This window comes from Schinkia azotoformans, from assembly GCF_035811335.1.
In the GTDB taxonomy this organism is placed as follows: domain Bacteria; phylum Bacillota; class Bacilli; order Bacillales; family Bacillaceae_J; genus Schinkia; species Schinkia azotoformans.
The window spans coordinates 57,275-73,138 of sequence record NZ_JARSMD010000015.1; the positions used below are offsets into that span (position 1 = coordinate 57,275).

The 15,864-nt window shown below is 35.9% G+C and carries 21 protein-coding genes; 7 read left to right on the top strand and 14 right to left on the bottom strand.

The features are described from left to right. Positions 1-207: 207 nt before the first annotated feature. Positions 208-363: a DUF1540 domain-containing protein gene (locus P9E47_RS07795; RefSeq protein ID WP_003332267.1), complete on the top strand. Its 156-nt coding sequence runs from the start codon at positions 208-210 to the stop codon at positions 361-363. Between the two features lie 67 nt (positions 364-430). On the opposite strand, the gene P9E47_RS07800 is transcribed toward P9E47_RS07795, so the two are convergent. From P9E47_RS07800 to P9E47_RS07815, 4 genes are all read right to left on the bottom strand, one after another. Then, complete coding sequence (locus P9E47_RS07800; RefSeq protein WP_326163046.1) at positions 431-640, bottom strand: CBO0543 family protein; 210 nt, start codon at positions 638-640, stop codon at positions 431-433. Then, a complete protein-coding gene (locus P9E47_RS07805) occupies positions 637-930 on the bottom strand; it encodes a hypothetical protein (RefSeq protein WP_326163047.1) in 294 nt (97 codons plus the stop codon). Before P9E47_RS07805 ends, P9E47_RS07800 begins: the two co-directional genes overlap by 4 nt. A gap of 387 nt (positions 931-1,317) precedes the next feature. Then, positions 1,318-2,190: an AraC family transcriptional regulator gene (locus tag P9E47_RS07810; protein ID WP_326163048.1), complete on the bottom strand. Its 873-nt coding sequence runs from the start codon at positions 2,188-2,190 to the stop codon at positions 1,318-1,320. A 507-nt stretch (positions 2,191-2,697) separates the two neighbouring features. Further along, positions 2,698-3,108 (bottom strand): VOC family protein, encoded by a 411-nt coding sequence (locus P9E47_RS07815; protein ID WP_326163049.1) that lies wholly within the window; start codon positions 3,106-3,108, stop codon positions 2,698-2,700. Positions 3,109-3,477: 369 nt separating this feature from the next. Here P9E47_RS07815 and P9E47_RS07820 point away from each other — a divergent pair, with 369 nt between their 5' ends. Beyond that, positions 3,478-3,978, top strand: coding sequence for a hypothetical protein (locus P9E47_RS07820; RefSeq protein ID WP_326163051.1), 501 nt, complete (start codon positions 3,478-3,480; stop codon positions 3,976-3,978). A gap of 193 nt (positions 3,979-4,171) precedes the next feature. On the opposite strand, the gene P9E47_RS07825 is transcribed toward P9E47_RS07820, so the two are convergent. Continuing rightward, entirely contained in the window at positions 4,172-4,369 is a 198-nt protein-coding gene (locus P9E47_RS07825; protein ID WP_003329858.1) for a hypothetical protein, read from the bottom strand. A gap of 209 nt (positions 4,370-4,578) precedes the next feature. On the opposite strand from P9E47_RS07825, the gene P9E47_RS07830 reads away from it, so the two are divergent. Genes P9E47_RS07830 through P9E47_RS07840 form a run of 3 tightly spaced genes read left to right on the top strand, consistent with a single transcriptional unit; the run spans position 4,579 to position 7,168 of the window. Continuing rightward, entirely contained in the window at positions 4,579-5,334 is a 756-nt protein-coding gene (locus tag P9E47_RS07830) for a DUF2087 domain-containing protein (RefSeq protein ID WP_326163053.1), read from the top strand. Between the two features lie 28 nt (positions 5,335-5,362). Then, entirely contained in the window at positions 5,363-5,725 is a 363-nt protein-coding gene (locus tag P9E47_RS07835) for a GIY-YIG nuclease family protein (RefSeq protein WP_035196008.1), read from the top strand. Positions 5,726-5,767: 42 nt separating this feature from the next. Then, positions 5,768-7,168, top strand: a complete 1,401-nt coding sequence (locus P9E47_RS07840) for an MATE family efflux transporter (protein WP_407697175.1) — start codon at positions 5,768-5,770, stop codon at positions 7,166-7,168. A gap of 230 nt (positions 7,169-7,398) precedes the next feature. Here P9E47_RS07840 and P9E47_RS07845 read toward each other — a convergent pair whose 3' ends face one another. Together P9E47_RS07845 and P9E47_RS07850 are read right to left on the bottom strand one after the other, a co-directional pair. Then, positions 7,399-7,956, bottom strand: coding sequence for a DJ-1/PfpI family protein (locus P9E47_RS07845; RefSeq protein WP_035195852.1), 558 nt, complete (start codon positions 7,954-7,956; stop codon positions 7,399-7,401). A gap of 195 nt (positions 7,957-8,151) precedes the next feature. Then, positions 8,152-8,364, bottom strand: a complete 213-nt coding sequence (locus tag P9E47_RS07850; protein WP_003329852.1) for a ribosome small subunit-dependent GTPase A — start codon at positions 8,362-8,364, stop codon at positions 8,152-8,154. Positions 8,365-8,810: 446 nt separating this feature from the next. On the opposite strand from P9E47_RS07850, the gene P9E47_RS07855 reads away from it, so the two are divergent. Then, positions 8,811-9,071: a hypothetical protein gene (locus tag P9E47_RS07855; protein WP_039956963.1), complete on the top strand. Its 261-nt coding sequence runs from the start codon at positions 8,811-8,813 to the stop codon at positions 9,069-9,071. A gap of 61 nt (positions 9,072-9,132) precedes the next feature. On the opposite strand, the gene P9E47_RS07860 is transcribed toward P9E47_RS07855, so the two are convergent. Together P9E47_RS07860 and P9E47_RS07865 are read right to left on the bottom strand one after the other, a co-directional pair. Continuing rightward, positions 9,133-9,555 carry a VOC family protein gene (locus P9E47_RS07860; protein ID WP_003329850.1) on the bottom strand — a complete coding sequence of 141 codons (423 nt, stop codon included), beginning with the start codon at positions 9,553-9,555 and terminating at the stop codon, positions 9,133-9,135. Between the two features lie 106 nt (positions 9,556-9,661). Next, the gene (locus P9E47_RS07865) at positions 9,662-10,165 is read right to left on the bottom strand and encodes a DinB family protein (protein WP_003329849.1); all 504 of its coding nucleotides are present in this window, start codon (positions 10,163-10,165) and stop codon (positions 9,662-9,664) included. A 113-nt stretch (positions 10,166-10,278) separates the two neighbouring features. On the opposite strand from P9E47_RS07865, the gene P9E47_RS07870 reads away from it, so the two are divergent. Continuing rightward, a complete protein-coding gene (locus tag P9E47_RS07870; RefSeq protein ID WP_003329848.1) occupies positions 10,279-11,229 on the top strand; it encodes a helix-turn-helix transcriptional regulator in 951 nt (316 codons plus the stop codon). Between the two features lie 182 nt (positions 11,230-11,411). Here P9E47_RS07870 and P9E47_RS07875 read toward each other — a convergent pair whose 3' ends face one another. The 5 genes from P9E47_RS07875 to P9E47_RS07890 all read right to left on the bottom strand — a co-directional run bounded on the left by P9E47_RS07875 (position 11,412) and on the right by P9E47_RS07890 (position 15,828). Continuing rightward, positions 11,412-12,656, bottom strand: a complete 1,245-nt coding sequence (locus P9E47_RS07875) for an MFS transporter (RefSeq protein ID WP_326163054.1) — start codon at positions 12,654-12,656, stop codon at positions 11,412-11,414. Positions 12,657-12,722: 66 nt separating this feature from the next. Beyond that, complete coding sequence (locus tag P9E47_RS07880) at positions 12,723-14,186, bottom strand: Msr family ABC-F type ribosomal protection protein (RefSeq protein WP_326163056.1); 1,464 nt, start codon at positions 14,184-14,186, stop codon at positions 12,723-12,725. A gap of 281 nt (positions 14,187-14,467) precedes the next feature. Beyond that, a complete protein-coding gene (locus tag P9E47_RS22925; RefSeq protein ID WP_152551248.1) occupies positions 14,468-14,512 on the bottom strand; it encodes an erythromycin resistance leader peptide in 45 nt (14 codons plus the stop codon). Positions 14,513-14,576: 64 nt separating this feature from the next. Then, positions 14,577-15,026 carry a hypothetical protein gene (locus tag P9E47_RS07885; RefSeq protein ID WP_326163058.1) on the bottom strand — a complete coding sequence of 150 codons (450 nt, stop codon included), beginning with the start codon at positions 15,024-15,026 and terminating at the stop codon, positions 14,577-14,579. Between the two features lie 226 nt (positions 15,027-15,252). After that, on the bottom strand, positions 15,253-15,828 hold the full coding sequence (locus tag P9E47_RS07890) for a copper amine oxidase N-terminal domain-containing protein (RefSeq protein ID WP_326163059.1): 576 nt from the start codon (positions 15,826-15,828) through the stop codon (positions 15,253-15,255). Positions 15,829-15,864: the final 36 nt, after the last annotated feature.

Genomic DNA, 15,864 nt, shown 5'->3' on the forward strand with positions numbered 1-15,864 from the left:
AATAAGTCTCAATATCACTTAACTTGATTGTATATGAGAATCATTATCAGGTCAAATAGAATTTTTTTTCGATTATATGTATATTGAGAATGAAAATCATTCATACTATAAAATAATGGTAAGGTGTGCCCTTTCGAATATCTACTTTTTTATTTGGTTATGATATTTTTGTACGACCAAATTTATTTCTAAAGGAGATGTTTTTGAATGGCACAAGACGTGTTATGTGAAGTAAGTAACTGTACGTACTGGGCAAATGGAAACAAGTGTGCAGCCGAATCCATTTATGTAGTAAGCCACCATGGGAAAGAAGCATCTTCTCAAAAAGAAACTGATTGTCAAACATTTGAACCACAAGGTTAACGTAGAACCCCGGGAATCACAACCCGGGGTTTCCACATTTTTTCGGACATGATTTGCACATTTATGCTTAAGAATTCCCCTTTGCTAAAAACCAGACACAAAATAAACACACTATAAATAATGAAATACAGATTGTAATCCAAGAAATATACCAAGCCCAGTGTATGTACTTAATTAGATCTGTATATTTTTCGAGCATGACCTCAATAGTAGTCAATACTGTACTAAATCCAATAAAATAACCTGATTGAACAAAAAGGCCACTACAGCAAGTCAAATTTTATTTTTGGGTATGAAAAAAAGAATTACTGTTGCCACTACGTATACTAATTTAAAAACATAATTGATTGTAATGGAGAGATCTGTCGCTTTTAGGAGCACTCGTATAGGAGCACTTAACAAACCATATGTAAAGGAAGATATATCGCAAAGCCAGATGATTGCTTGAAACACCATGAATGCCAAGAATCCCTTACGCCGATCTTTACGTGGAATAAAAAAAATCAGGCCAATCAAGCCGAATAGCCACATAGCCACTAGGAGCCGTTGCTCCATCCGCATTTTCAAGAATATCCCCTCCAGATTAGGTGACTATTACTACTTATTAGCATTTTCTATTTTCTTAAATCATATTCAATAGCGACTTGAAACGCTGGGTAGATAATCATAATCTTGCTTCAATTGTTACTTACTTCACACAAATCATTTTGTATAAATCTTTTTAAATTGTGGAATCTAAAACAAGACAGAAGGAGAGAAAAAATTCATCCAAAAATTACAACAGCACTGATGAATAATATTCACCAGTGCTGTTGTACAAACTTTTCTCATCATCAATTTATGATTCTTCCATCACGGGTTTTCCCACTTCCAGTACAACCTTATTTCATCCCAGCAAAATTGCGAGGATAGCAATGAAAACGGGACACAGACCCTGCGTCTCGTTTTATTTTACTACCTTTTAAAAACCGGAATCCAAATTTCACTTGTCACAGATGATGAAGTTAAATCTTGGGTTTTAATCGACAAGATTTCTGGTCCTTTTGCTACTTGATAATTGGAAGATGGAAACCACTCAGAATAAATCCTTCCCCAAGTTTCCTGTAGTGTAGTAGGAAAAGGTCCGTTTGATTCAAATATCGCCCAAGTTAAGGCAGGAACTTCAAGTTTTGAAAAGTTTTCATGGCATCCTTGTGTTGTTGCCACTCCTATATACTGATCAAGCTCTCCTTTTTCTTCCATACGTCCTTCAGAAAAGTTTGTTGATGCTTGAATAATCCCTACTGGTTCAACATTGGAAAGCTTTTTTAATTGTTCTATTTTTTCCATCGTCAAGGATTTCCACATCGCTGTAATTTCCGGGTTTTCCCCTTCAAAAATAATTGGAACTCTTTTCATAATGCCAACTATATTAAATCCCTCTTTTTGTTCAATTCGGTAATTCATTTCATTTCCTCCCTTAATTGATAATTGGAAGGTCATTGGTGGAAAGGCTTTTAATTGCTGGCCGTTATTCCTTGCTTCTGATGGTGTTACACCATGAAAATTATGAAAAGCTTTAGTAAAAGAGTCTGGTGAATTATATCCATATTTAACCGCAATATCAATTATCTTTAAATTACTATTTGTAAGCTCGAATGCCGCCAAGCTTAATCGTCTACGGCGAATGTATTCTGATAATGTTATTCCTGCAAGAAAAGAAAACATTCTTGTAAAATGATATTCGGAACAATGAGCGATTCTTGCCACCACTTTGAAGTCTATTTCGTTAGTGAGGTTATCCTCAATATGCCCCATTGCATCATTCATGCTCTTTAGCAAATCCATTAAATGACCTCCTTTCATCAACAGAATAACTGAAGCTGAATGTGTCAGTCCGACATTCCATGCACCATTTTGTCGGGTTATTACTTATTTTACTAAACTACCACCGTTTCATTTAAGAAAAATAATTCACAAGTAATTTAATCCTGCTAAAGAAATATGGTGAGTTCGTTGATTTGGTTTTACAATTTAAATGATTATGTGGTGAGGTTTATGGTGAAAGTAGTGGATTTATCCTCCTAAATTTTGCAAAAATATCGTAGGTAATAACATAGTTATGTAAAGATTAGTTATTGCTTAGTTCATCTTCCATAGTATTAAGCTGTAAATAAATAGCTTAGACTACTGGTTTTAGAAGTTACATCAAGAAGATATTGGAGAAAGGGCTGGACCATTATTGGATTCAGCCCTAATTCATATTGATTTTTGATCAAAAAAACTGATTGATCGTTCAACAGTTAAATATCTGCATCCGTATCCATAAATGCAGCCTACCCTAGTATTAGTCAATTAATATTCTCTTTCAGTTACAACTTGAAAAGTGATTCCAAATTTATCTGTTACATTTCCGAAAACCGGGCTGAATGGAGTTTCCTCTAGTGGTTGATTGACTTTTCCACCTTGCTGCAAGGTCTCAAATATTTGTTTTGATCTTTCTTTTGTTTTGGTAGAAATGCTAATCATTAATTGATTCCCCTTTTCAATCACCGGACCCGGAGTATCGGAAAACAATAGTACAGATTCACCAACTTTTAACATTGCATGCGCTACATGCCCCTTTATAGCTGAAGGGCAAGTTGGAAGCACCTCCCCATAAGTTTGGATGGTAACAACCTTGGCATCTAATGCTTTTTCATAAAATTGAATAGCATCCTTTGCATTTCCATCCATCATAAAGTATGGAGTTAATTTTAATTCCATTATTCACCGGCCCCTTTCCATTGGGTTTTGCGTATATTTTCATGGTTCAAGCTATTAAGTTTATCCAATTGATAAAGATATTTTTGGAAGTGAATGCCACTTTTTCTTACCTCCTGAGTGGCAAGAAAGCCTATCATTAAGTTTTTCATTAAATATCGCTAATTACTCTGATTATTTAAACAAATAATCTTCGAATGGATTAAAGGTTTTAGTAGAAATAATTTTCTCTCCAATACAAACCCTGACAACATTATGATTCTAACATCCAGGTTAGATATATCAATAACTTCGGACATTTGTATTTTTGCCTATCATAGATTTTTCTTTCTAGGGGATATTATCTTTATGGGATATATTGGAGGGGTGAAAATGGTGAAATTAATGAAATACAACAAACTAATATTACTTTTGATGATGGTATTTTTATGGCTCACACTTCCCTTAATGGGGAAAAATGCAGTCAAACGATTTTTCCCAACAGGTATATTTATTGCTTTACTCACAAGATGGGAAAATTCTGTTGCAAAAAAAAGAACTTGGTGGTGGTGGTATGAAAAATTCCATCCTAAATTATCAGGCTCATTCCCTTTTGTATGGGGGCCGTTTATGATTGGTTCCATGTGGATTCTTAAATTTACTTATGGAAAATTTTATCGGTATTTAACACTAAATTTAATTGTTGACACAATTTTCGTATTTGTATTAGTGGATAAGTGGCTGACAAAATGGGGAATAGCATCATTGGTTCGTATGAAAAAGCTTCAATTGTCTCTTCTATTATTTATTGATTCTTTGCTATTATACGGATTTCAATACCTTGTAGAGAAAATAAAAGCAACTATGTCAAAGTGCATGACACCTGTCGAATAAAAAAGGCCTTGGAAAAGTTTAAGATTGCATACTTTAGCGATAACGGAACTTTACACAAAGAAGGCGCAATTCTCGCTATAGAATTGCGCCTGATTATCTTTTGATTATCTCTTAATTCAATTCAGTACGGTCATCATACTATTTTTTCTCCTTTCGTGTGAACACTTACTTTCCAATACTTTTTCAATCCATTTTACCCTTTTATTTTTCCTGAATAACTACCTCCTACATATCCGTCGGGGTCTTCCCTAACGAAATCATTTCTCCATGGACGGTTAGCAGGTTCTGAAAAAATTTCCATCATATATGTTGATAATCTATGGGTTGTATTCCAGCCAACCCCCTTAACTTGATTATACCTTACAGTTTCGCCTGTACCACAATGGGACATAGTTCTCGACCCCGTGTCCCATAATTATATATCACCGCCATTAGATTAAACAATTTTATATATCGTTTATAAAAAAACAAACAATATCAAAAACCGTTTGTTTTTTTATTTGACAGTAAGTAAACTTTATATTATTATATTTTTTGTTAAACAAACAAATTTAACTTTTGTTTGAATTACAATAAACTTTGATTGGATGTGTTTGAAAAGTGGATATTTCGGAGCGGTTTTGGAACACCTCGTTAGAGGAACTTAAACAGGGGTATATTCAAGAGTCAGATTCATATATTTGCCTTTTATGTGGTGAGAAAATAGAAAATGGGATTATTTATCCCTATGACGGAATTTTCTATGAAGCGGAAAGGTATATGCGTATTCATATCGAAAGTACCCATCAATCCGTATTTGATTATTTAATCAATCTTGATAAGAAACTAACAGGGCTTACCGATCATCAGAATCAACTGCTTCGTCTCTTTTATCAAGGTAAAGGCGATAAGGAGGTTCAGGCTGAGATGGGCATTGGCAGTACCTCTACGATCAGGCATCATCGTTTTGCGTTAAAAGAGAGGGAACGCCAAGCAAAGATCTTTTTAACATTAATGGAGCTATTAAAAGAAAAAGATCAGTATGCACCGGCATTTGTCCCACCACATAAAACAGCGAAAATGATCGATGATCGCTATGCTGTTACGGAAGCGGAACAAAGAGAAATCATTAAAAAGTTTTTACCTGAAGGAATTAATGGGCGATTAACGCAATTCCCTCCGAAAGAAAAACAAAGATTAATTATCATTCGAGAAATCAAAGGAAAATTCGAAAAAGATAGAATCTATACAGAAAAAGAAATTAATCAGATTTTAGAAGATATACATGAAGATTATGCATTGATTCGAAGATATTTAATCGAATATGGCTTTATAGAAAGAAAGTCAGATGGAAGTCAATACTGGTTAAAAAAATAATGCATGAAAGTGAGTGTTAACAATGGGAATGGATCGAAAAAAAGAATTAAAACAGATTTATAAGGAAATGCCGATCGAAGGCGGTGTTTATCAAATTAAAAATAATCAAAATGGAAAAGTTTTTATCGGAAGTACTAGAAATTTTAAAACATTAAACGGGCTAAAATTCAGTTTAGAGGCAGGCACTGCCTCACCTACGAACAAAGAGCTGCAAGAAGACTGGAGTTATTATGGTGCGGATATATTCAGCATCGACATATTAGAAACACTTAAAAAGAAAGACGATCCTTATTTTAATGAAAAAGAAGCCTTGGTGGAACTTGAGGATAAATGGTTGGAACAACTTCAACCGTATGAAGAAAGTGGATACAACAAGAAGAAAAAAGTCTGAAAATGGGTATGCAAAAAATCTTAAGATACAGGTGAACAAAATATGACATCAACCCAAGAGATACAAAAAGGGAATGGTAACTTTCAAGGAATGGGGAACCAACCACTGTGGCGTTCCATGTTTTTGTTTCTTATCCCCTTGATTCTTAGTAATGCCCTGCAATCGATTGGCCAATTGGCAGGCAGCATCATTGTCGGTCGGTGGCTAGGCGTCGAAGCCTTAGCAGCCATTTCTGCCTTTTTTCCATTGTTTTTTCTACTTATTTCATTCACCATTGGAATCGGCTCGGGGAGTTCCATTCTGATTGGGCAAGCCTATGGTTCACATAATGAGGAGCGATTAAAGCAAATCGTGGGAACCACTTTAACGACGACCTTTATCCTGAGTGTGGTCATGGCGGTGATAGGTGGAATTTTCACGTTTGATATCCTTCGCCTGATCGGAACACCGGAAAATATTATTGGCATGACCGTTCATTATGCACGGATCTTATTTTGGTCGATGCCGGTCCTTTTCCTATATATTGCCTATACTACATTTATGCGCGGAACGGGAGACTCCAAAACTCCCTTTTATTTGCTCCTTATTAGTACAACGCTAAATGTAGTCTTGCTACCTTTTCTCATCTTTGGATGGTTGGGTCTGCCGGAATTAGGGGTTTACGGGTCAGCATATGCTTCCGTGATATCGACAATCCTGACTTTCGTCATCATGCTCTTTTACCTAAAAAAAATAAACCATCCCTTACAATTCGATGCATCGGTTTGGAGGCATCTTCGCATTAACTTGGAACTGTTGATATTATTGTTGCGGTTGGGGATTCCGTCCAGCGTCAATATGATACTTGTATCCCTTGCGGAAATTGCAGTCTTAAGCCTTGTGAATCGTTTTGGATCCGATGCAACCGCTGCTTACGGTGCTGTAAACCAAGTAGTAAGTTACGTATCCATGCCTGCAATGAGCATTGGAATTGCCGTTTCTATTTTTGCAGCCCAGGCTATTGGCCGTAACCAACAAGAACGGCTTGGTCAAGTAATCAGGGTCGGCTTATTACTCAACTATTTAGTTGGTGGTGTATTAATTATCCTCGTTTATGTATTCTCGCAGGATATTTTATCTTGGTTCCTTACAAGCAAGCATACCCTGAATATAGCCCACAGCTTGCTTATGATTACACTATGGAGCTATTTGATTTTTGGGCATGGAATGATCATTGGTGCGGTCATGCGGGCAAGTGGAACGGTCTTGTGGCCAACCGTGTTTAGCATCCTTTCAATTTGGTGTGTAGAAGTACCTGTGGCTTACTTCCTTTCCAATTTCAGCAGCCTTGGGATAAAAGGAATCTGGGTCGGCTATCCTGCCGCTTTTTTCGTCAGTCTTGGTTTACAATATGCGTATTATCGCTGGTCATGGAAAAGAAAACAGATTGAGCGGCTAATCTAAAGGGAAGTACCCTTTCATACAAGGGATCAAACCACATAGCCGAATGTGTTTTAGTCATTAAATAAATGGCGTATCCGTGGATATAAAATAACCACAGATACGCCATTTTTTATAGCTTTTAGATTATCCTTTGGAATATTGATAGTCGGTTCTATATGCTTTTGATTGAATTCTTCATAAAAGCCTACCAAAACCTCTAAAACAGATTCGTCTCCAAAGCCGTTTAAATTTTAGTTGATTTGATAATCCATTTGGATACGAATTTTTTCTTTTGCATCATGACCTGCTAGTTTTTCACAAAGATAAAGACCTAAATCAATGGATGAACTTACACCTCTTGCTGTGATGACATCCCCTTCATCTACAATTCGATCATTCACCACTGTACAATATTTTTTTAGATTTTCAAAGGCACTTGGGTGGGTTGTAGCTGATTTCCCTTGTAAGAAACCAGCTGAACCATATAACAAAGAACCTGTGCATACAGAAGCCTTTATTTTACAAGGTTTTGAAGTTTTTAACCATTCAATAAATGCACTATCATCAACTAATCTTCTTGTACCAAATCCACCTGGAACTATAACCATGTCGTATGTTTCAAGAGATTCATTTACTTTAGTTGGAGTAAAAATTAGTCCAGTACCATCAACAACCCGTTCAGTAAACGAACAAATTTCCCATTCCAACTCTGGAATAAAATTCATTGTTTTTAATCTTGTAACAGCGTCATATACTCCTATAAAATCTAATGCAGTTAAATCCTCAAAAATAATGAATGCTACTTTCAATTTTAGTCTCCTTCCGTTTCCCTAATCATCCTTTCAAATATTTCTAGGATTTCATCTTCTTTTTTTTCTGTTTTGTTCTTTGATGAATTTCCTAGCATTTTTCATGCCACCCATACTACTAAACATGTCATTTATCTTTTCTTTTTCAATCATTTTAGAATTTAGGCCGTTATACTTAGTTTCCCTATTTAGTTTTCAATAGCTTTCCAGCCTTTCAACTGATAAAGTACCATCTTTAATTGCTTTTTGCACCGAACAGCTTGGCTCATCTTTGTGAGTACAGTCGTTAAATTTACAACTATAAGCAAGTTCTTCAATATCTGCAAAGGATTTCGTTAAATCCGCACTAATAATCCCAAGCTCCCTCATGCCCGGAGTGTCTATAACAACACCTAAATTCGGCAGCATGATCAGTTCATGTCTTGTAGAGTTCTTTTACACTATGGTGAAATTTCCCTGATATCTCAGCCGCAATCTCACCATTTTCCGTAATAACCTTACATAGATTTTTAGATTGTGATGAAACTCAACCAATAAAGAGATTGTTATATATTTTAGACTCCTGTATAAATTCTTCAGTAAGTCCCAAATCGATCATATCAATATTATTCAACTTCATTTCCTCCTAAAGTTTAGATCATAATCTTTGGGAGGTTTTATGCATGGAATTATTTTGCACATACCTCCCCATTTGTTACAATCTCAATACTTTGGTTGCTAAACATAAAAATAACATCTCCTTTCCATTCCTTATAAGTTTCACTATATCATAATCCATTTGATACCCATATTACACAAGAAATCGTTCATAAAGCTGTAAAGGCATTAACAATTAAAAAGAAAGAAGGTAAAAAATGATGAATGGTGAAACTATTTTTGGATTAGCGGGAATGGGATTTATTATTTTAATTCTTGCACTTGCCGTACTGTTTATAGTACCAATTGCAAAAACAGCGACAAAAAGCCAAAATGAGGAAGTCTTTCGAAAACAAGCTGCTGATGCAATTGAAGCCCAGAAAGCAACCACACTGCTAAATGAGAAGCTAGCAACCGAAATGACAGAAATAAAGGAACGACTCATATCGATTGAACGAATTTTGAAGGAAGTAGAATGAACGTGATTTAGCTTAGATTTTTGAATTGATGGATTTTTTATACTTTTTGACTACGTAATATCTAGTCCTTTATCTCCCAAGCGGGGTTCCAGGCTATTTCCCACAAATGGCCATCCGGATCCTGGAAGTGACCGGAATATCCTCCCCAAAAAGTGTCATGTGCTGGATCCGTTATTGTTGCGCCTGCTTTTTTGGCCTGTTCCATTACCTTGTCCACTTCTTCTTTATTGTTTACATTGTGACCAATTGTAAATTCAGTAGGGCTTGCTGAAGTCTGTGTAACCTTTGCCTCATAGGCAATATCTTCTCGTTTCCAAATAGCTAGTTTCAAACCTGCTTGTAGGTCAAAAAAGGCAACTGCTCCATGCTCAAATTCTTTACCTACAATACCTTCTGTTGGAAATCCCAAACCATCACGATAGAATTCCAATGCTTTTTCCAAATCATCTACACCTAATGTGATTACTGTGATGCTTGGTCGCATAAATATTGATGCCCCCCTAATTTTCCTTAAATGAAATTGTTATTACGTAAATGACAAGAATTCCCTTGAACATATGAACTGTTCAAGGATGTTTAGTACAAAATTATTAAAGCGGCGGATTTTCCACACCTAAATAAATCCAATCCTCTTTTGGCGGCCCGTAAACCCCAAATGGTTTAATTCCTGCTTGACGCATAAGGACTGTAACCTGCCCGCGATGGTGAACGGTGTGCTTGATTAACCCCATTATAATAGAAGCATTTGTTTCTTGTCTGCCAAAGGCATCTTGGATTTGTGAAAGTGTTTCATCTGTCCATTGTTCCTCGATAACTTTAGCTGCTTTGGCACTTACATTTCTATATGTTTCTGCAATCTCTTTTGCGGTAGCCGGAACACTTTCGGCATTTTCAACCATATCAATTTTCAATCCGAAATTAGCTAAATATTCAGGAATACATGTTGTTAAATGCCACGCAATCCTTCCCAAAGTACGTCCTTCCGGATAAACCTTTTGATTTAATGAATCATCTGTCAATCCATCTAGTACGTTTTGAGTTAATAAAGCTTCCTTATTCCATTCATTAATAAAGTCTGAAATTGTTGCATACATATCGAATTCCTCCCATAATCTAGTCTGAATCACATTTTCTTATTCTTTATCTAATTGCTATTATATATTATGATGGTGACAACAGATGTCACTGTTATTTTTTGGAGGTAGAAATGTCTAAAGCAAAAAGATTAAACGAAATGATAATGATGGTTAATCGAAGAAAAAGATTTACTGTTAGGGAATTAGCACAAGAATTTGAGGTTTCAAAAAGAACCATTTTGAGAGATTTACAAGAATTAAGTGAGATGGGTGTACCATTGTATTCTGAGGCAGGGCCTCATGGTGGTTATCAAGTCCTAAATGAAAGAATTCTCCCTCCAATTGCATTTAGTGAAGATGAAGCCATCGCTATATTTTTTGCAATGCATGCCTTAAGACACTACATTTCCCTACCATTTGATATAGAGTTTGAATCCATAAAAAAGAAATTCTATCTAAATCTTTCAGGTGATACAAGAGATGCAATTGACAGAATGAAAGACCGAGTTGATTTTGTATCAGCTCTCCAACAGGAAGAAATCCCTTTTTTAAAACAATTATTAGAAGCATCAATAGAACAAGAGGTAATCATAATAAACTATGAAAAAAACGGTAAAATCACCAAGAGAAGTATTCAACCAATTGGGATCTATGCAACTGAAGGAAAGTGGTATTGTCCATCTTATTGTTTTTATAGGAAGGATTATCGTGTCTTCAGATGTGATCGTATAACATCCGTAGAGCTTGATGAGAATAATCGTCCTATTGATTTTGATTTGTCAAAGTTTCATTTGAAAAACCGTTTTAGCCTAATTAATAAAAATAAAGATACATACCAATTAAATGTCGAACTAACTAAAAAGGGTGTAGAAATGTATAAACCAACAAAATGGCTAAATGTTGAATTGACTAAAAGAGATGATGGATTTGGATTTTTGAAAGGCGATATCTCAAAAGATGATATTAACTTTTTTTCTAATCATTTTATTAGCTATGGTGAAGAGGCTATCATTAAAGGTCCAACTGAATTAATTGATTGCATGAAAGAAAAGTTAAATAAAATCCTAAACCAGTACAGCTGATTAAAATTCAAATTATGAATAAAAGTGAGTGGCCATCAAATTAAAAGAATCCTTGTCGGAACTATTGGAAGGAACAACTTCAACCCTGTAAAGATAGGGGATACAACAAAAGAATAAACGTTGATTTTATTTTTGGGAGCCACGTAAAGAACGAGGGACATCTGCCCCTCGTTTTCAACAATTTAGGATTCTTCCAATACGTGTTTTCCCGCTTCAAGTAAAACCTTATTCCGGCCTAGAAAAATTGCTAGTATGATAATGAATACGCCCGTTCCCAATAGTAGCCATTCGATTTTGATATAATCTGCAATTGGACCAAATATAAGCATTCCAAGCGGCATCATCGAGGTTGAGATCATTCCCATCACCCCAAAAACCCTACCCAAATAATCTTCCTCTACCTTTTCCTGTAATAGGACGTTGGCTGGAGTATTGAAAATTGGCATAGCAACACCGAACAAAGCCATGAAGACTAAATAAATCCAAAAAACCGGAACAATCCCCAGTGCAATTGTACAGACTCCCATAATAACACTTGCGAATCCCAATGTTTTAATTTTATTTTGGAAGCCACCCCAAGAAGCGATGATACCTCCACCAGCCATCATACCAATTGAAAAGGCAATTTCGATAGCTGTTAGTCGCCACACATCACCACCAAAACTACGTGTAACCTGCAGTGGTGTCAAAAATGCCGCAGGAGCCATCAAAACAAAGAAGACTGCAAAAAACAGGAAAAATTGCTTTAGAAAACCATGGTTATTTATATATTGTAATCCTTGTTTAAAATCATTAAGGTAACTTGTTGTTTGTTTTTCCGCGGCTTTCTCATGTATAGAGATTTTTACAAAGGTAAGTAGGGTGACGATTGCCATCGCTGCCGTAATGACATCAATAAAAAATATGATTTCAATCGAAGTCATTGTAAGTAGGGCTGCACTAACCATTGGAGCTACAAACATGATAACAGCTTGAATACTTCCGTTCGCTCCATTCACCTTTGTCAATTTATCCTTTGGTACAATTTGCGGTAAAATAGCCCCAACAGCCGGCATTTGGATGCCTGTACCAAAAGCACGAACGGCCGCCATTACAAAAAGTAACCAAATTGCATCAAATCCCAATAAAAAGAGAATAGCAAGGATTAAAGTTGCCATTGCGATAAGTCCATCCGCTAAAATAATCAGCGTTTTCCGATTGTAGCGATCTGCCCAAACCCCTGCAACTGGAGATAAAAGAAAAGTCGGAATGAAACCGCAAATAATATACAACGTCATCATCACTCCAGATTCCGTTGTAAGTGTTATATACCACATCATCGCATATTGAACCAAGGAAGATCCGAAAAGGGAAATCGTCTGGCTGCTTAAAAAGAGAATAATATTCTTTAACCAATTCTTCTTTTGATTGTTAATTACTGTGTTCATTGACTAACAACTCATTTCTATAATTTTTTTAACACAGGGCCAGAGTTCCCGCCCCCGCGTCCCACGTTATGCTTCATGCACTATTTTTTGCTCTTCTATTACGTATATACAATCAGCTACTCTATTAATAAAAGTTTTATCATGTGAGACAAGGAGAATGGTTCCATCATACCCTTTTAAAAATCGTTCCAATGCTTCTATACAGAAAACATCTAAAAAGTTTGTCGGTTCATCCAAGATCAACACATTATATCTCCCTAAAAACAGCTGACACAATACAAGACGAATGGCCTCTCCGCCACTTAAATTCCGAACGTTCTTGTTTAAGTCATTTCCTGTAAAACCCATCGAATGAAGAACTGATCGAATCTTACTTTCGCTAAAGTCGCTTCTATCCTTCATAAAGTCTAGTACCGTTTCATCTTTAGTAAATTGATAAGCCATCTGTTCATACGCCCCGATCACTACTTTTGGAGAAATCGTTATCCCTTCACCCCGCTGTAGTATATGATGAAGTAACGTCGTTTTACCTGAACCATTCTTTCCAGTAATGGCGATTGTCTTACCCAATGGAAACTGGAATCTTGCTTCTTTGAGAAGTACCTTATTCCCAGCTTTTATCGTTACACAATCCGCCATAATCGGAAATTTATTGTGTAATTGAAGAGCAGACGGCTGGTGAAAATGAATGATTTGCTCCTCTTTTGGGGCTTCCACCTCTTCAAGCTTTTCTACTCTCTGTTCCATCGCTTTTGCTGCTCGTTGGACTGACTTTTGACTTGTATCCTTTGATTTCGTCATAAACATTCTATTGGCTTTTGCTTTTGTTTCTTTTTTGGACATACGTCCATTTGCCTGCGTAATTTTTTCGGCTTTCTTCATTTTTTCTTCTGCGGCCTTCATAAGTCTTGATTTCTCTTTAACATACTGATCATGCTGCTCCTGTTGCTGTCTTTTCTGAAGCTCTTTTTGTGCTACATAATCAGAATAGTTCCCTGTATATTCCGTTACAGTTCCATCATCCACTTCCCATATCTTTGTTACAAGTTTATCCAATACATACCGGTTGTGACTTACTATGACTAAGGCACCATAATAGTAGTTCAATTCCTCGATAAAAAATTGTATACCCTCCGCATCAAGATGGGTGGTTGGCTCATCAATTAATAATCCTTCATGATAGTTTGAGAATATTTGAGCTAACTTTAGCCTTGTCTGTTCCCCACCGCTAAACTTTTCAATCTCCGTTTCTGGAATAGACAGTTTCCCTTTTAGCTCGTAATTTACTTCCTTTATCTCAGGAATAGCTTGTTGATCAAAATAGGCAAAATCTATAAAACGTTTCACTCGCCCTTTTTCTGGCTTAATTTGACCATCCATCAGTTTTAATAAGGTACTCTTACCAGCACCATTTTTCCCGACAATACCGATTCGGTCGAACTGGTGTACAGCGAGTCGTGGAATGTTTAATACCACTCTATCTAAAAATGAAAGTTCAATATTTTCCAATTCAATGCATACATTTTCCATTGCTCTTCCGTCCCCTTTCAAAATAAAAAATCACAAGCATCTGCCTGTGATTTGAGAGTAAAGGGAAAGAGACCCGTCCTTATTTTATGGACATCTAGAAACCGTCAGCGAATAAACCTACCTTTGGGGTAAGCAAAGAAAGATTTATTAGACAAAAATAAAGAAAGGCAGAACAATCCACCTTTCTAATCTTTCCATATATGAAATGAAGATTATTAAAAAAGGACAGACTTATCCCGTTTACTCTGTAAACACAAAACAGAGCCTTTGAACGTATTCAATTACTTGTTCAAAGTTGGGAAACGTAGTCTCATTGAGTGTGTCATTTTTTAATAATCCTCCTTAACCTATAAAATTCAATTTTAATTTTATACTGTCTTTTGGTAAAAGTCAAAGGTTGCCCTCCCGATTGCCGGACAATGGGTCAGAGTTCCCGACCCTCCGTCCCAGTCTATATGATTTTATTTCCTTTACCTTTCCAGACCTTGCAGTATTGCTAAACATATATACATCGCAGAAATCAATTTTTGTACCATTTGCTAATGAAATCACACCATTTATTGAAGCGAATTTCCCGTGAGTTATCACTTGGTAAATTTCAAGGCAGTCAATGATGTTTTTATTTTCATCCTGCAAAATAGTAATTAATGAACATTGACCTTCTATTTTTTTATTATCTTTTAATTGATACCATATAATAGATTCATCAGCATATTCCTTAATGATTTCATTTTGCTGTTTTAATATAGCTACTGTAAAATCAATAACTATTTGTTTCCTTGGAGCATTGTCACATCCTTTTGGAATGATAAGCTTCATTTTATTTGGGGAACTGTTCACTTAATTCAACCTCCTGAAAGAACCAATTATATTAGGTATATTTTACTTGAAAGAATGATGATATATTGCACCAATTTTAATTGTTCTTCAATAATCTGCCCTTTAACTGAAAAGGCACAATTCTAATTCAAGAATTGCGCCGATTGTTGAATAGTAGAATATGTAATAGAACTGCAAATAACCCCTAAATTTTTTACGAAAGTACTCCGTTAGTTCTTATACTTGACTATTTATCAAGGAAATCATCAAATACTTCTGATTTTAAAAGTGGTACCTCTATTCCATCAAAAGCATTACCAATAGGTACTGATAATCTTTCCTCCTCATCCCCATTTATTGGAGTAGCGGCAGGAGATGGAATGACTATCTCGCCATCATAACTTATGGATACCAAAGACTTTGCTGATTTCCATACAACTTGACAACCAAGAGCTTCACTAACAAACCGTAAAGGAACGAGAGTACGTCCATTTACTGATTTTGCTGGTACATCTAAACCCTTCTTTACTCCGTTTATGGTTGCTTGTTTGTGGTTTAGTGGTAAATTGATCATTAAGTCTCCTTTTGTAGCTTTAACAGTTGCTGTTTGTGTTACCCACTGAACATCTGCACCCATCACCTCAAAGATTGTTCGCATTGGAACTAGTACTCTTCCATTCTCATTTATTGGTGGTTGATCAAAGTAGAGAGTTTGTCCATTGATTTTGACGTTAATTGATGTTGCTGCATAAACGTTTTGATGGGGGAATAAGCAAGTTATTAATAACGCTACTGTCATAATAATTATGCTTATAAGCTTCAAGTAAAATTCCTCCTTGTTATAAATTTAATATGGATA

Coding starts and splice junctions, on each gene's coding strand:
- P9E47_RS07795 (WP_003332267.1), top strand. CDS start 208: ATGGCACAAGACGTGTTATGTGAAGTAAGTAACTGTACGTACTGGGCA.
- P9E47_RS07810 (WP_326163048.1), bottom strand. CDS start 2,190: ATGGATTTGCTAAAGAGCATGAATGATGCAATGGGGCATATTGAGGAT.
- P9E47_RS07815 (WP_326163049.1), bottom strand. CDS start 3,108: ATGGAATTAAAATTAACTCCATACTTTATGATGGATGGAAATGCAAAG.
- P9E47_RS07820 (WP_326163051.1), top strand. CDS start 3,478: ATGGTGAAATTAATGAAATACAACAAACTAATATTACTTTTGATGATG.
- P9E47_RS07825 (WP_003329858.1), bottom strand. CDS start 4,369: ATGTCCCATTGTGGTACAGGCGAAACTGTAAGGTATAATCAAGTTAAG.
- P9E47_RS07835 (WP_035196008.1), top strand. CDS start 5,363: ATGGATCGAAAAAAAGAATTAAAACAGATTTATAAGGAAATGCCGATC.
- P9E47_RS07840 (WP_407697175.1), top strand. CDS start 5,768: ATGACATCAACCCAAGAGATACAAAAAGGGAATGGTAACTTTCAAGGA.
- P9E47_RS07850 (WP_003329852.1), bottom strand. CDS start 8,364: ATGCTGCCGAATTTAGGTGTTGTTATAGACACTCCGGGCATGAGGGAG.
- P9E47_RS07855 (WP_039956963.1), top strand. CDS start 8,811: ATGATGAATGGTGAAACTATTTTTGGATTAGCGGGAATGGGATTTATT.
- P9E47_RS07860 (WP_003329850.1), bottom strand. CDS start 9,555: ATGCGACCAAGCATCACAGTAATCACATTAGGTGTAGATGATTTGGAA.
- P9E47_RS07865 (WP_003329849.1), bottom strand. CDS start 10,165: ATGTATGCAACAATTTCAGACTTTATTAATGAATGGAATAAGGAAGCT.
- P9E47_RS07870 (WP_003329848.1), top strand. CDS start 10,279: ATGTCTAAAGCAAAAAGATTAAACGAAATGATAATGATGGTTAATCGA.
- P9E47_RS07875 (WP_326163054.1), bottom strand. CDS start 12,656: ATGAACACAGTAATTAACAATCAAAAGAAGAATTGGTTAAAGAATATT.
- P9E47_RS07880 (WP_326163056.1), bottom strand. CDS start 14,186: ATGGAAAATGTATGCATTGAATTGGAAAATATTGAACTTTCATTTTTA.